Annotated in this window: 11 protein-coding genes and 4 tRNA genes; 10 read left to right on the top strand and 5 right to left on the bottom strand. The window is 61.3% G+C overall.

Annotated features, from left to right (window positions below; genetic code table 11):
* Nucleotides 1-97 precede the first annotated feature (97 nt).
* The 7 genes from OBACDRAFT_RS27915 (at nt 98) to OBACDRAFT_RS04895 (ending at nt 4,714) form a co-directional block, all read left to right on the top strand.
* Nucleotides 98-172, top strand: a tRNA-Pro gene (locus tag OBACDRAFT_RS27915).
* 8 nt (nt 173-180) lie between these two features.
* A tRNA-His gene (locus OBACDRAFT_RS04925) sits at nt 181-256 on the top strand.
* A 5-nt stretch (nt 257-261) separates the two neighbouring features.
* Nucleotides 262-336 (top strand) — tRNA-Gln (locus tag OBACDRAFT_RS04920).
* A gap of 549 nt (nt 337-885) precedes the next feature.
* Nucleotides 886-1,518 carry an HNH endonuclease gene (locus OBACDRAFT_RS04910; protein ID WP_043583271.1) on the top strand — a complete coding sequence of 211 codons (633 nt, stop codon included), beginning with the start codon at nt 886-888 and terminating at the stop codon, nt 1,516-1,518.
* Nucleotides 1,519-1,578: 60 nt separating this feature from the next.
* A complete protein-coding gene (locus tag OBACDRAFT_RS25000; RefSeq protein WP_052361166.1) occupies nt 1,579-2,286 on the top strand; it encodes a sigma-70 family RNA polymerase sigma factor in 708 nt (235 codons plus the stop codon).
* A gap of 172 nt (nt 2,287-2,458) precedes the next feature.
* Nucleotides 2,459-2,947 carry a hypothetical protein gene (locus OBACDRAFT_RS04900; RefSeq protein ID WP_043583269.1) on the top strand — a complete coding sequence of 163 codons (489 nt, stop codon included), beginning with the start codon at nt 2,459-2,461 and terminating at the stop codon, nt 2,945-2,947.
* Nucleotides 2,948-3,181: 234 nt separating this feature from the next.
* Nucleotides 3,182-4,714 carry an RtcB family protein gene (locus OBACDRAFT_RS04895; RefSeq protein ID WP_043583267.1) on the top strand — a complete coding sequence of 511 codons (1,533 nt, stop codon included), beginning with the start codon at nt 3,182-3,184 and terminating at the stop codon, nt 4,712-4,714.
* Between the two features lie 118 nt (nt 4,715-4,832).
* On the opposite strand, the gene OBACDRAFT_RS04890 is transcribed toward OBACDRAFT_RS04895, so the two are convergent.
* From OBACDRAFT_RS04890 to OBACDRAFT_RS04875, 4 genes are all read right to left on the bottom strand, one after another.
* A tRNA-Gly gene (locus tag OBACDRAFT_RS04890) sits at nt 4,833-4,908 on the bottom strand.
* Between the two features lie 74 nt (nt 4,909-4,982).
* Nucleotides 4,983-6,386 carry a glutamate--tRNA ligase gene (locus OBACDRAFT_RS04885; RefSeq protein ID WP_043583265.1) on the bottom strand — a complete coding sequence of 468 codons (1,404 nt, stop codon included), beginning with the start codon at nt 6,384-6,386 and terminating at the stop codon, nt 4,983-4,985.
* Between the two features lie 100 nt (nt 6,387-6,486).
* On the bottom strand, nt 6,487-6,978 hold the full coding sequence (locus OBACDRAFT_RS04880; RefSeq protein ID WP_043583264.1) for a phage regulatory CII family protein: 492 nt from the start codon (nt 6,976-6,978) through the stop codon (nt 6,487-6,489).
* A gap of 81 nt (nt 6,979-7,059) precedes the next feature.
* A complete protein-coding gene (locus tag OBACDRAFT_RS04875; RefSeq protein WP_052361165.1) occupies nt 7,060-7,482 on the bottom strand; it encodes a VOC family protein in 423 nt (140 codons plus the stop codon).
* Between the two features lie 196 nt (nt 7,483-7,678).
* On the opposite strand from OBACDRAFT_RS04875, the gene OBACDRAFT_RS04870 reads away from it, so the two are divergent.
* The 3 genes from OBACDRAFT_RS04870 (at nt 7,679) to OBACDRAFT_RS04860 (ending at nt 11,338) form a co-directional block, all read left to right on the top strand.
* Nucleotides 7,679-9,277 carry a PhoH family protein gene (locus OBACDRAFT_RS04870; RefSeq protein WP_043583262.1) on the top strand — a complete coding sequence of 533 codons (1,599 nt, stop codon included), beginning with the start codon at nt 7,679-7,681 and terminating at the stop codon, nt 9,275-9,277.
* A 69-nt stretch (nt 9,278-9,346) separates the two neighbouring features.
* The gene (locus OBACDRAFT_RS04865) at nt 9,347-10,123 is read left to right on the top strand and encodes a MazG family protein (protein WP_232766653.1); all 777 of its coding nucleotides are present in this window, start codon (nt 9,347-9,349) and stop codon (nt 10,121-10,123) included.
* A gap of 243 nt (nt 10,124-10,366) precedes the next feature.
* Nucleotides 10,367-11,338: a tyrosine-type recombinase/integrase gene (locus OBACDRAFT_RS04860; RefSeq protein ID WP_043583499.1), complete on the top strand. Its 972-nt coding sequence runs from the start codon at nt 10,367-10,369 to the stop codon at nt 11,336-11,338.
* Between the two features lie 118 nt (nt 11,339-11,456).
* Here the strand turns inward: OBACDRAFT_RS04860 and OBACDRAFT_RS04855 are convergent, their stop codons facing one another.
* Entirely contained in the window at nt 11,457-12,332 is an 876-nt protein-coding gene (locus OBACDRAFT_RS04855; RefSeq protein ID WP_232766651.1) for an LpxI family protein, read from the bottom strand.
* Nucleotides 12,333-12,393: the final 61 nt, after the last annotated feature.

Below are 12,393 nucleotides of genomic sequence, written 5' to 3'. Positions count from 1 at the left end.
GAGCCTCCATCATTTTTTTTGCGGGTAGAGCGAGTGCTCCATCTGGTCTCATAAGCCACGATGCGTCGGTGCAAGTCCGACACCCGCACCCATCTTTCGGAGCGTAGCCTAGAAGTCAGGTACTCGGCTTGGGACCGAGATCACGCGTGTGCGAATCACGCCGCTCCGACCATTTTTTGTCAGGTGTGTGGCCCAGTCAGCGGGGCACCGGCCCGTGAAGCCGGGGAAGTGGGTGCAAATCCCACCCACCTGACCAATTTTTGCGGTGTCGTCTAACGAGCAGGACAGTGGGCTTTGAATCCGTGAATGGAGGTGCGAATCCTCCCGCCGCAGCCACTAGCGCGTTTTTTCAAAACTATGGCCCTTGCCTTGACGGTAGGGAGGCCTCTCCGAGGCCTCCGCCTCCCGCCCTCCTACCTGTGAATTTCGTATTCACTCTCACACTACGAACAGCGGAGGCCTCGGAGAGGCCTCCCTACCAGGTAGGTGATGACTACAGATTTTTTGAAAATGATCTGATTAAGCATTCCGGCAAAGCGTAGGAAGCGCCGCATCCCGTTGGTATCGGGGAGAGCGGAGCGCAAGTCTCCGTGCCGGCCTTGTAAGCCGGACGAGGCCGGTGCGATTCCGGCGCCGGGCCCCATTTTCCTCCTGTAGTGAAAAAGCCATCACACGGCCGTGCGAAGGCCGAGGTCCAGGTGCAAGTCCTGGCAGGAGGACCCATTTCCTCGCGTGGTGAAAAACATATCATACCGCGCTTCGAACGCGACGTTGCGGGTGGAAGTCCCGCCGCGAGGTCCATTTTTCAAAAAAGAACACACACCATCGTTGGCAAAACCATGCCCGGCGAAAAGCCCACACCATTCACCACCATCACAACTTCCCATGTCTGACATCCTCGACAAACCCATCGTCCTGTCGCTCAACCGCGCCTGGCAAGTCATCGGACACCGCACCGTCAAGCAAGCCCTCGTCGCCCTCAACGGCGGCAACGCCGATCTGCCTCCCGCGCTCGGCCTCGACATCGCGTATCCAAAATTCGACGACGGCGCGTGGAACTTCGACCGACCGCTCTTCCTCAATCCGCTCCCCTGGAGCGAGTGGATCGAACTGCCGGTGCGCGATTTCGATTTCGCCATCACCACGCCAAGACTCCGCATCCGCGTCCCCACCGTCATCGTTGCAACTCAGTTTGCGAAAATGCCGGTGCGCATCCCGCGACTCACGCGCGAAGCCATCTTCGAACGCGACGGCGGCGTCTGCCAATACACCGGCGAACACGTTGGCAAACACGGCGGCAACCTCGATCACGTCGTTCCACGCGACCGCGGCGGACGCGACAGCTTCGAGAACCTCGTGTGGGCCAAGCGGGAAATCAACTCCCTCAAAGCCAACCGACTCCCGCACGAAGCCGGACTCCGCTTGTTGCGCAGGCCCAAGGCACCCGCGCCGCTACCGGCCTCCATGACGATCCGCGAAGCCCGACACCCAGACTGGCGACACTTCCTCACGCCCTGACGGCAACCCGCAGATGAGGACGCGCATTCCCATCCTCCCTCTGCGGGCTGCCGCCCACTCATGACCAGCGTATCCACTTTTCCAATCCACCTCGCCGATTTCCTCGACATCGTTGAAACGGCGCTCGCCACCCTCACCCGACGTTTGCCGGCCAACATCGCGCGCGACGACCTCGCCTCTGTTGGCAAACTCGCGCTCATCGCCGCCCTCGGCCAACGCAACGGCGAACCCGACGACGTGCGCGCCTACTGTTACGTACGTGTGCGCGGCGCCATGCTCGACGAACTCCGCCGCCTCGACCCGCTCAGCCGCCGCCAACGCAACCGGATCAGCTTCATCGCCCGCGCCCGCACCGCACTGACCAAGCGCCTCGGACGCCTTCCAACTCTGGACGAAATCGCATCCGCCACCCAGCTCACGAAAGCCGAGCTAACTTCAGCAATCGATGCCGCCACACAAGCCACCGACACCACTGAAATCGAGTGGGACACGATCCCTGACACGCAACTGCCTTCGCCAGCCGAAGTCGTCGAACTCGACGACATCCGTGCCAGCCTCGGCGTTGCGCTTGACCGCCTGCCTGCCAACCAAGCGCTGGCGCTCCGCCGCTACTATCTGGAAGACGCCACGCTCGACGCGATTGCTGTCGAACTCGGCGTCTCCCGCGAACGAGCCCGCCAAGTCCGTGAAGCCGGCGAGAAAAAACTCCGTGCCGATTTCGTCGTCCTCGCCCTCTGGCAAAGCTTCGTCAACCGCAGCCGGGACTGATGCGCCCTCCCGCAGCCTCCTCCCCCCCCCCCCCCGGCTGCGCTACTCGGCTCTCATTTTTTTTATCCATACAGAAACATGACTAACAAATCAGGTATTCTGCGCGATCTCCTCTACCTTGAATCCTCCGAACACTCTATTCTCTCACTCAACCAAACCAAATAAAACGAACATGAAAACCATCACCCTATCCCATGCCCTGAAGCACAAGAACCGCCTTGCCGGTGAAGTTGCCCGCCTGCGCGAAATCGTGCAGCGCGAAAATTCCCGCAAGGACACCCAACCCGCCCGTGCCGACGTGCGCGCCGCGTTCGACGAGAGCGTCACCCGTTCCCGCGAACTCGCCGCCTTCAAGGGCGCTCTTGCCGCTGCCAACGCTGGCGTGACCGGCCTCGATCACGGCATCTACGGAAAACTCAACCTCCAAGCCGAACTCCGCGGCCTCCTCGCCTTCGTCCAGGCGCTCAACACCAAGGAAGGCACGGAAATCGAACGCGTCGGTTTCCTCAGCCGCGACGAGGCTTCCCGCACCGTTTATGTTGCGGTGATCACTCGCGACGAGGTGGACCGCCTGACTGTCGCCTACCAAACCGAGATCGAACGTCTTCAAGACGAGATCGACGAATTCAACGCGAGCACGCGCATTCCTCTCGCCGTTTAACTTTATTTTCGGGCCCGGCTTGAGCGACGACTGACAGACAACAGGCACATCGGCATCCTCGGGTGCCTCTGGACGACCTTTAAAGTCGTTTCACCAAACGATACCGACCTGATTGTTAACCGTCATCGTTCAACGTTTCAAAAAGCAAACCTCACACCTAAAGGCTCAAACCTTTGCCGCCTATTTCTGTCCGCCATCGCCTCAGGCCGGTGTCCCGATCAACTCTCTTTTATCATGAATATGGAAATCAAAGCCCGCGATTTGCTCGCGGCTGGTTGGCTCGAAGGCCGCCGACTCGGCTCTGCCCTTCGCCGCGCACGTGAACTCGACGCCACTGGCCTCGACCGCGCACTCATCTTTACCCAACTCGAACAGGAGTTTCCCAAACAAGTCCCGCTGATCCAACCGCGCGCCTCCAACGCTCCGCTCGCCGAAGCCGTTGAAACCGAGACCGACGAGGAAACTACCAACGTTGCCTCCGCGCGTCAGCGCATGATGGAACTCCTGCATACGCCTGTCGTCCAACGCGGCGTGCTGATGCCCGACACCTGTCCGACCGGAGGCGGCACCGCAACCATCCCGGTTGGAGGTGCCATCGCCGTGGAGAACGCCATCATTCCCGGCGCACACTCGGCGGACATTTGTTGTTCGATGTTCGCGACCTTCTTCGCCGACAACCATCCGGTCGAAGAACTCATGAACCACCTGCAAAAAGTAACGCACTTCGGTGCCGGTGGACGTCCGCGTGGCCAACAATTCACCTCCGCCGTGCTCAACGAGCCGGTGTGGGACAACCCCTTCCTCTCCGGCCTGCGCAGCCGCGCCCAAGATTTCCTCGGCACCCAAGGCGACGGCAACCACTTCGTCTACGTCGGACGTATCCAGTTCACGGATGCACAACGCGCCGCGCTCGAAACCGCCGGTTACACCGAACTGGCCGAGACGATCACGCGCCGCGACGGCAAGTTCAACGTTCTCGTGACTCACCACGGATCGCGCGGCATCGGCGCCGACCTTTACAAACGCGGCCAGAAAGCCGCCCGCAGTTGGTGCGACGAAAACGCCACAAACATCCCCGACGCCGCCGTGTGGTTACCCGCCGATTCACCGGAAGGCGCAGCCTACTGGGACGCCTTGCAATACATTGCCCGCTGGACGCGCGCCAACCACGCCGTGATTCACGACGCCTTTCTTGGCCGCATCGGACAACGCTCCCTCGCGCAGATCGGCAACGAGCACAATTTTGTGTGGAAACGCGGCAGCACCTTCCTCCACGGCAAAGGAGCCACGCCAGCCTGGCGCGACGAGCAAGGCCGCCCGTTGCTTGGTCTGATCCCGCTCAACATGGCACGCGAAATCCTCCTCGTGCTCGGCGCGGACAACAGCGATTACCTCTCCTTCTGTCCACACGGCGCAGGCCGCAACCTCTCGCGTTCCGCTATGCTGCGTCCCTACAAAGACAGCGACGGCGAGATCGATCCCGCCCGCGTAAAAGAAGTTCTGTCCTCGGTGACGCAAGGAATCGACGTGCGCTGGTTCAACGGTGCGCCCGACCTCTCCGAGTCCCCGCTCGGCTACAAAGACGCGACCAAAGTAAAAGCCCAGATCGCCCGTTTCGGCCTCGCAACCGTGGTCGGCGAAATCCAACCGCAAGGCTGCATCATGGCCGGTGAAGCCCCCGAGCCGCACTGGCAACGTGTCCGCCGCGAAAAGCGCGCCTCGCATAAAAGCGAACGGCGTGAAGGCCTTGCTGAAACCGCAATCTAACCTGCGAGTGCTGCCCTTGCCTCCCTATTGCCCGGAAATCAATCCGATGGAATGCTTCGGCAGTCCTGAAAAAGAAACACCCCGGTAACTTATTCAATTACCGGGGCTTTCAATAAAATGGAGCGGACGAAGAGGTTCGAACTCTCGACGTCCACCTTGGCAAGGTGGTGCTCTACCAACTGAGCTACGTCCGCTTGAGAGATGGGCGAGACAATGAATCCTACACGGCGGGTCAATAGGATTTTCCAGATTTTTTATTGCAATGGCCTCACAGGCTCGCGGCGAAGCGATCCAGACGGGCGCGCACGCGATCTTTGCCGAGGAGTCGGAAGAGACTCGTCAGGCTCGGACCAGCAGGGACCCCCGTCACGGCCAGACGCGAGACGGCCTGGTAGTCGCCAAATCCAAGGCCGCGCGCAGTGGCGAGGTCTTTGATCGCAGTCTCAATGTTCGCGTCACTGGAAAAATCCGCGTCGGACAGGGCAGCGGATAGCTCGGCGAGCCGCGCCTTCGGATCGCCTTTGCCCAAAACTTTGGTCCGGTTTTTTTCGTCCACAGGATAATCGTCGGTGAAAAAATACACCGTGTAGGCGGGCAATTCTTCGACGGATTTGATCTTGGGTTGGGCGAGTAGCATCACGTCGCGGAAATACGCCGGATCAGCCGCCAGCGCGGGTGCGAGGAGGGGGGGGGTATCGGTTGCGGAGGCCTCGGTTTGGCGTTCGAAGTAGACGCGGGCGTGGGCGACGAAGCGCTCGGGCGGCAGTTCGAGCAGGTAGGCCATGTTCATGTGCGCCATTTTTTTGTCGTCGAAACGGGCGTTGCTCTGGTTGACGCCGGGGAAGTCGAAACGCCCGATGATCTCGGCGATGGGCATTTTTTCGCGATCGTCCTTGGGGTTCCAGCCGAGCAGGCAGAGGAAGTTGACCACGGCTTCGGGCAGGTATCCGCGGCGCTGATACTCCTCGACGAGCGCGCCCTGGTCGCGCTTGGACATCTTGCCGGGACCGTTTTGTTTCAGGATGAGCGGGATGTGCGCGAAGGCGGGCACGGGTGCGCCGAAGGCTTGGTAAAGTTCCACGTGCTTGCTCGTGTTGGAGAGGTGGTCCTCGCCGCGGATCACGTGGGTGATCTTCATCGTGATGTCGTCCACCACGTTGACGAAGTGGAAAACGGGATTCCCGTCGGAGCGGAAAATGACAAAATCCTCGTCCTCGGTGCGCTCCACTCGACCGCGGATGCAATCGTCGATGACGACGGGTTTGTTGGCGACCTTGGTGACGGTTTTTTTGCGATGGTCGTCAAACACCTCCGAGCGTTCGCCGAGGAGCTTGAACCAGATGGCGCCGTCCTTCTCGTAGGTGCGTCCGGCGGCGGTGAGTTTTTGGAGGTATTCGCGGTAGATGGCGTCGCGCTCGCTCTGGCGGTAGGGACCGTAATCGCCGCCCACGCCCGGACCCTCATCCCAGTCCATGCCGAGCCAGCGGAGGCTGTCGTAGATGACATTCAAAAACGCTTCGCTGTTGCGGGCGTGGTCGGTGTCCTCAATGCGGAGGACAAAGGTGCCTCCGGTATGGCGGGCGTAGAGCCAGTTGAAGAGGGCGGTGCGGGCGCTTCCGATGTGGAAGAAACCGGTGGGACTGGGAGCGAATCGAACGCGAACTTGGGACATGGATTTGGATAAAAGCCGGAAGTCTAAAGGGTCGAAAGTCTCAAAGTCGAAGGTCTAAAAGTCGGGTTCCGCCAAAGGTCGGGTCCGGTGCGTCAGTCCATCAGTGCGTGGATTCCGGCGGGTGAAACGTACCGGTTTCGGCGGCGCGGATGTAGCCTTCGGTGACGCTTTTGAGCTGTTCCCAACGGGCGCGGATCGAGGCGGCCTCTTCGGGGGTCACTTTCTGGTCGGCGGAGGCGGCGGCGATGAGGGACAGCATTTCGGCAAATTCCTCCACGATTTTGCTGGTGGCAGGGGCCAGCGGGCGGGTGTTGGGATGCGCCTCCGGGTTGTGGATAAAAAAGCCGCCGGCCTGCTGGCAGACCCATTGGGCGAGGCGGATGTCGCCCGTGGAGGCGATGAGCTGGCCGACGCGCGCGAGGGGATTGTGGGAGCCGCTGCCACCACTGCTGGCATTGCTGCCGCTGCCGGTGTCGCCCCCCGGGGTTTCGCTCCACTTGTAAACCAGCGACAATGACACGCCCAGATCGGAGGCGATTTGTTTGGCGCTGGTTTTTTTGAGGATGTCCTTAAAAAGCTCGTGCGGCTGCATGGCGGCGACGCTGCGCGAGCGGCCTCAAAAGGCAATGTTCGGAAACGGCTGCAACGGGAAATGCGGATGCCGCCGTGCTGCTTAGAGCATTGGCTTGGCGCGCTTGAGCACCTGCACGGCGAAGCCCCACGGATCGCGCAGCATGATGATCTGGTCGCCATTGGGGAGATTTTCCAAGTCGGCGGCGAGCGTGGCCCCATTGGCCAGCAGGTAATCGCGGGCTGCGGCGGGGTTTTCGACCGCGAAGGCGACGTGCAGATGCAGCGGATCGTAGGTGCGGTAGTCGGGGATGCTGGCCTTGGGATTGTTGTAGATCTCGATGACGAGACGGCGCGTGGCGTCCGCGATAAAGTGCATGTGAACCGGCGCGGGCCCCTGGCGCACCACCTCGAAGCCGAGGTGCTTGACATACCAGGCGGCGACGGCGACCGGGTCGGAGGCCTGCCAGGCGACATGCTCGGCGGCGAATTTAATGGCGGGGACGGAGGCAGTGTGGGTGCTCATGTGATGTGTGTGAAGAGAAGCCAAAATATGGAAATACGGAAAAGTGAACAAAAGACCATGCCGGCGGCGACGGCGCGGCGCGAGAGGATTGATTGTGGGAACAGTGGCAGAACCTTACAAAAAAATATCGGAAAACATCACTCCGCCATCGACAAGAGGGGCAACATACGCACGGTTATTCACACGTTATCCACATATGGAACATCTGAGCGGGACCAGCGTTCACAAACCACGGCTCAAGTTCTCTGCGAAGGTCAAGACCTTCGTGCTCGACACCAACGTCCTGCTCCACGACCCGCAATCCATCTTCAAATTCGAGGATAACAACCTCGCAATCCCGGTGGAGGTCTTGGAAGAGCTCGATGCCATCAAGACGGAGCAGTCCACCGAGCGAGGCCGCAACGCCCGCCGCGTGCATCGGATACTCTCCGAACTGCTCCCCGATTCGCGCTCCATGCACGAAGGCGTGCGGCTCGAAAACGGCGGCACCCTCTCCGTCATCATCAACCCCTACCTCGCCGACCCCTCGCTTAAGGACAGCCCCGGCATGCGCGCCCTCCGCGCCGTGCTCCCCGACATGGGCAAGAAGGACAACCGGATCATCGCCGCCGCCGTCTTCGTCAAGGACGCCTACCCGCCGCCCACGATTCTCGTCACCAAGGATGTCAACGTCGCCCTCAAGGCCCGCGCCGTCGGCCTAGAGGCGCAGGATTACCTCAACGACAAGGTTCCCCTCGCCGCCACGGATGACGAGGCCTCCTACCGCGTGGTGCCGGTGACGATCTACGAACTCCAGCGTTTTTGCTCGGAGGGCTTTTTTGACATCGGTCATGGCGCCGCCACTACAGGCGCGGATGTGCAACCGTCCGGCGCGCTCCATCTCAACGAATACGTGCTGCTGCGCTCCGACGAGGGCAAGACCATGCCCGCCCGCCACTACGGCGAAGGCATCGTGCGCCGCCTCAAAATCCCCGAATTCGTCAAAGCCCCCGGCGGCATCCCGATCCGCCCGCGCAACCTCGAACAGCAGTTCCTCGTGGATGCGCTGCTCGACGACTCCATCTCGCTCATCACCTGCTACGGCAAGGCCGGCACCGGCAAGACGCTCCTCTCCATCGGCTGCGCCCTGCACCAGACGCACGACGACCACTCGCGCTACGACGGCGTCTCCATCTCCCGCCCCGTGATGGCGCTCGGCAAGGACATCGGTTTCCTGCCCGGCACCATGGAAGAAAAGATGAAGCCTTGGCTCCAACCCTACTTCGATGCGCTGGAAGTGCTGATGCCCTCCAAGCCGCCCAAGGACCCGCAGTTCGCGGCGATGAAGACGTCGAAGAAAAAACAGAAAAGACACCACGACGCCGCTCTTGAGGCTGCGTCCGCGCCGTTTGTCTCTTCGAACGGAAATCACTCCGGCCAGGGGGGGGGGGGAGGGGCCAATGGGAACCTCGCTCCGATGAAACCGTATGAGCGGCTCATCAAGAGCGGACTGGTGGAGGTCGAGGCGTTGTGTTTCATCCGCGGGCGTTCCATCGCCCGCCGCTTCTTCATTCTCGACGAAGCGCAGCAGCTCACGCCGCACGAGGTCAAAACCGTCATCACGCGCATTTCCGAAGGCTCGAAAATCGTGCTGATCGGCGACCCTGCGCAGATCGACAATCCTTATGTGGATGCGCGCAGCAACGGGCTCGTTTACTGTCACAACCGGATGAAGGGCCAAGCCCTCGCCGCGCACGTGAAGCTGACCAAGGGCGAACGTTCCCGTCTCGCCGAACTCGCCGCCGACTTGCTGTAAGTAAAAACATCGGAGGGCGGGTCTCCCGACCCGCCAGACGCGGCACAGCCGCGCCCATCCGGAATCGCGATGCTTCGCATCGTCGGCGGGTCAGGAGACCCGCCCTCCGATGTGCGGTTGCCCTCGACGGTCGATTTGGTTCACTCGGCGTTTTCGCACCACACCATGAGCCAAGCCATCGACGATCTTCGCCAAACCATCGCCCGTCTCCGCGCCCCCGGCGGATGCCCGTGGGACATCGAACAAACCCACGCGACCCTCGTGCGCTGCCTCATCGACGAAGTCAGCGAACTCATCGACACCATCGACCGCAACGACCTGCCGCACATGCGCGAGGAACTGGGTGACGTGCTCATCCAGGTGATCTTCCACGCGCAAATCGCCTCCGAAACGGGCGCGTTCGACCTCGACGACGTCGCCCGTGAAGTGAATGACAAACTCATCCGCCGTCACCCGCATGTATTCGGAAACCATGACAAACTCGGCACCGCCGCCGATGTCATTACGAAGTGGGACGAGATCAAGGCGCAGGAAAAGAAAAACGGCCCCGCGCAATCCGGTGTATTCAAAGAACAACCACCCCGTCTCCCCGCCCTCATGTATGCCGAGGCCATTTGGAAGCAGATCGGCAAAAAAAACATTCCGGTCGGCGACGCCGCGGACGCGCCGCAGATCAAGTCCATCGCCACGCATCTCGACGACGAGCGCCTGGGGCGTCACCTCTTCCAACTCGCCGCCGCCGCCCGCGACGCCGGACTCGATCCCGAAGGCGCGCTGCGCCGGGAAACGGACCGCGTAAAGGCCGCCATCGAGGCGAAGGTTCGCACTGAAACCAAACCTGCTTAACCACTAATACACACTCATGGGCACTAATAAGCAGGCCTTGAAATTGTATTCAAAAATAAGTGACAAAATCATGCATGGTAGGGGCGTCGCTTGCGACGCCCGCGTCTGCCGGACGCGGCACACTTACCAATCGCGGGCGTCGCAAGCGACGCCCCTACATCGGAAAGTAATGCTTTCCCCACTACAAATCCGCCCTCCGAAATTAGTGTTCATTAGTGTCCATTAGTGGTTAAGAAAAACGCCGTGACCGAGAACGCCCAACAGCCAGCCGTGCCGCCCGCCATCGTCGCCGAGTGGCTGACGCCGTTTCTCGATTATCTGGCCCGCGAACGCCGTTATTCGGTGTATACGGTTCGCAACTACCGACAGGCGTTCGAAGATTTTTACCGCTGGCTGGTTTCCTCGGGACTGCGCGACGCGGCAAACGAATCCGCTGCATCTCTCGCACCCGACAAGCTCACGCCGCGCGATCTCCGTGATTTTGTCATCGAGGGCCAGCGGCGCTTCGACCGGCGCACGCTGCACAATCATGTTTCCGGGCTGCGTTCGTTTTACAAATACTGGCTCCGTCATGGCCGTGTGTCGCGCAATCCGCTGGTCGGGCTGGCGCTGCCCAAACTCGAAAAACGCCTGCCGAAATTTCTCACCGAGCAGCAAATGAAACTCCTGTTGTCCGGGCCGCAGCGTTTGCTGGACAATGTGGCGGACATCACGCCCTTCACCGCCTGGCGCGACCGGCTGGCGATGGAACTGCTTTACGGCGGGGGCCTGCGCGTCAGCGAATTGACCGCGCTCGACTACGGGCAGATCGACTTTACGAGCGGCGTGGCCCGCGTTCTCGGCAAGGGCAGAAAAGAGCGCCTGTGTCCGCTCGGCAAAGTCGCCCTGGCCGTTCTTGTGAAGTGGAAAAACGAATACGCCCGCGACACATCGCCCGCCGCTCCCGTGCTGGTGACGCCGGAGCACGAGCGCATGCCCGTGCGGCAGGTGCAGCTAATGCTGAAACGCTATCTCGCGCTGGCCGGCCTGCCGACCGACCTTTCGCCGCACAAGTTGCGCCACAGTTACGCCACGCATCTGCTCAACGCGGGGGCGGACCTGCGTCTGGTGCAGGAGTTGCTGGGTCATGCCAGTTTGAATACGACACAGATTTACACCCACGTGAGCATCGCCCGGTTGCGCGATATCTACGACAAGGCGCACCCGCGGGCGTGAAGTCGGGGGGGGGGGGGGGGGAGGGGAGCCGTCAGAGGCGGGCGAGACGCCCGCGCCACTTCAAACGGGGTGCGTTGCGACTCGTCCCTCTGCGTAACTTCGGTTCGTCGTTCGTAATTTATTCGACGCCGAGCAGGCTGATGCCGAGTTCGTGGGCGCGTGCGAGGACGGCGGGTTTGTCCAGGATGATGACGCGCCCGGCTTCGATGGCGGCGGCCTTGATGCCGGAGGCGTGCATGTTTTCGAGCGTTTGCAGACCGAAGCAGGGAACGTCGAAACGGTAGTCTTGCGCGGTTTTGACGACTTTGACGAAGACGGCTTCGTCGGTCTTGAATTCGCCGACGCGGCGCAGCATGGGATCGGTGCCTTCGTAGGCTTCAACGGCGAGCACGGTGCCTTTGCGCACTACGCAACCCTGGCCGATGTCGAGCCGGGCGCATTCGCGGGCGATGTGCAGACCGTGGTCAACGCTCTCGCGCTCGATGGGAAATTTGCCACGGGTCATGACGCCGGGTGTGGCGAGGTGCGCGTCGATAAAACAGCGCGCATCGAGCAAACGCACGCCCAGGGCTTCGATTTCCGAGGCGATGGCGCCGAAGATCGTTTCGGCGTTTCGGCGTTTGAGACGTGCGAGGATGGCGAGGGCTTTGAGGTCGGGGTGGAGGCCTTTGAAGAGGCGGCGCGGGGTGATTTGTCCAGCCATGAGGGCGTAGCCGGCGCGCAGTTCGCGGATGGCCTTGAGCATTTTGCCAAGCTGGCCGACGAGGATGGTGCGACGTTCGGCTTCGGGGAAGGTGGCGATCAATTCCTGCGGGGTTTCTTCGTCAAACGCGACGAGTCGCAGTGGAATCCCGGCGGCGCGGATGGAGCGTGCGACGAGTTGGGGGTAAAGGCCTTTGCCGGAGAGCAGGGCGATGGGGCGTGTGGGATCGTAGTCGGGCGGGAGAAAGGCGGAGGGGGGGGGGGGGGGGATGGCAGAGGTCGAGATGGTCACGTTTTTGTTGTTGGTGAAGGGGTGGGATAAAAAGAGCGGGGAAAATTATTTAAAGTGTATT

The sequence above is a fragment of the Geminisphaera colitermitum TAV2 genome (genome assembly GCF_000171235.2).
GTDB classification, from domain to species: Bacteria; Verrucomicrobiota; Verrucomicrobiia; order Opitutales; family Opitutaceae; genus Geminisphaera; species Geminisphaera colitermitum.
The sequence above is the reverse complement of the archived record's forward strand: the minus strand, read 5'-3'. Positions and strand labels throughout refer to the sequence as shown.

Excerpts from the sequence above, each read along its gene's own strand:
- OBACDRAFT_RS04875 (WP_052361165.1), bottom strand. The coding sequence starts at position 7,482 with ATGAGCACCCACACTGCCTCCGTCCCCGCCATTAAATTCGCCGCCGAG.
- OBACDRAFT_RS04910 (WP_043583271.1), top strand. The coding sequence starts at position 886 with ATGTCTGACATCCTCGACAAACCCATCGTCCTGTCGCTCAACCGCGCC.
- OBACDRAFT_RS04885 (WP_043583265.1), bottom strand. The coding sequence starts at position 6,386 with ATGTCCCAAGTTCGCGTTCGATTCGCTCCCAGTCCCACCGGTTTCTTC.
- OBACDRAFT_RS25000 (WP_052361166.1), top strand. The coding sequence starts at position 1,579 with ATGACCAGCGTATCCACTTTTCCAATCCACCTCGCCGATTTCCTCGAC.
- OBACDRAFT_RS04895 (WP_043583267.1), top strand. The coding sequence starts at position 3,182 with ATGAATATGGAAATCAAAGCCCGCGATTTGCTCGCGGCTGGTTGGCTC.
- OBACDRAFT_RS04870 (WP_043583262.1), top strand. The coding sequence starts at position 7,679 with ATGGAACATCTGAGCGGGACCAGCGTTCACAAACCACGGCTCAAGTTC.
- OBACDRAFT_RS04880 (WP_043583264.1), bottom strand. The coding sequence starts at position 6,978 with ATGCAGCCGCACGAGCTTTTTAAGGACATCCTCAAAAAAACCAGCGCC.
- OBACDRAFT_RS04900 (WP_043583269.1), top strand. The coding sequence starts at position 2,459 with ATGAAAACCATCACCCTATCCCATGCCCTGAAGCACAAGAACCGCCTT.
- OBACDRAFT_RS04865 (WP_232766653.1), top strand. The coding sequence starts at position 9,347 with ATGCTTCGCATCGTCGGCGGGTCAGGAGACCCGCCCTCCGATGTGCGG.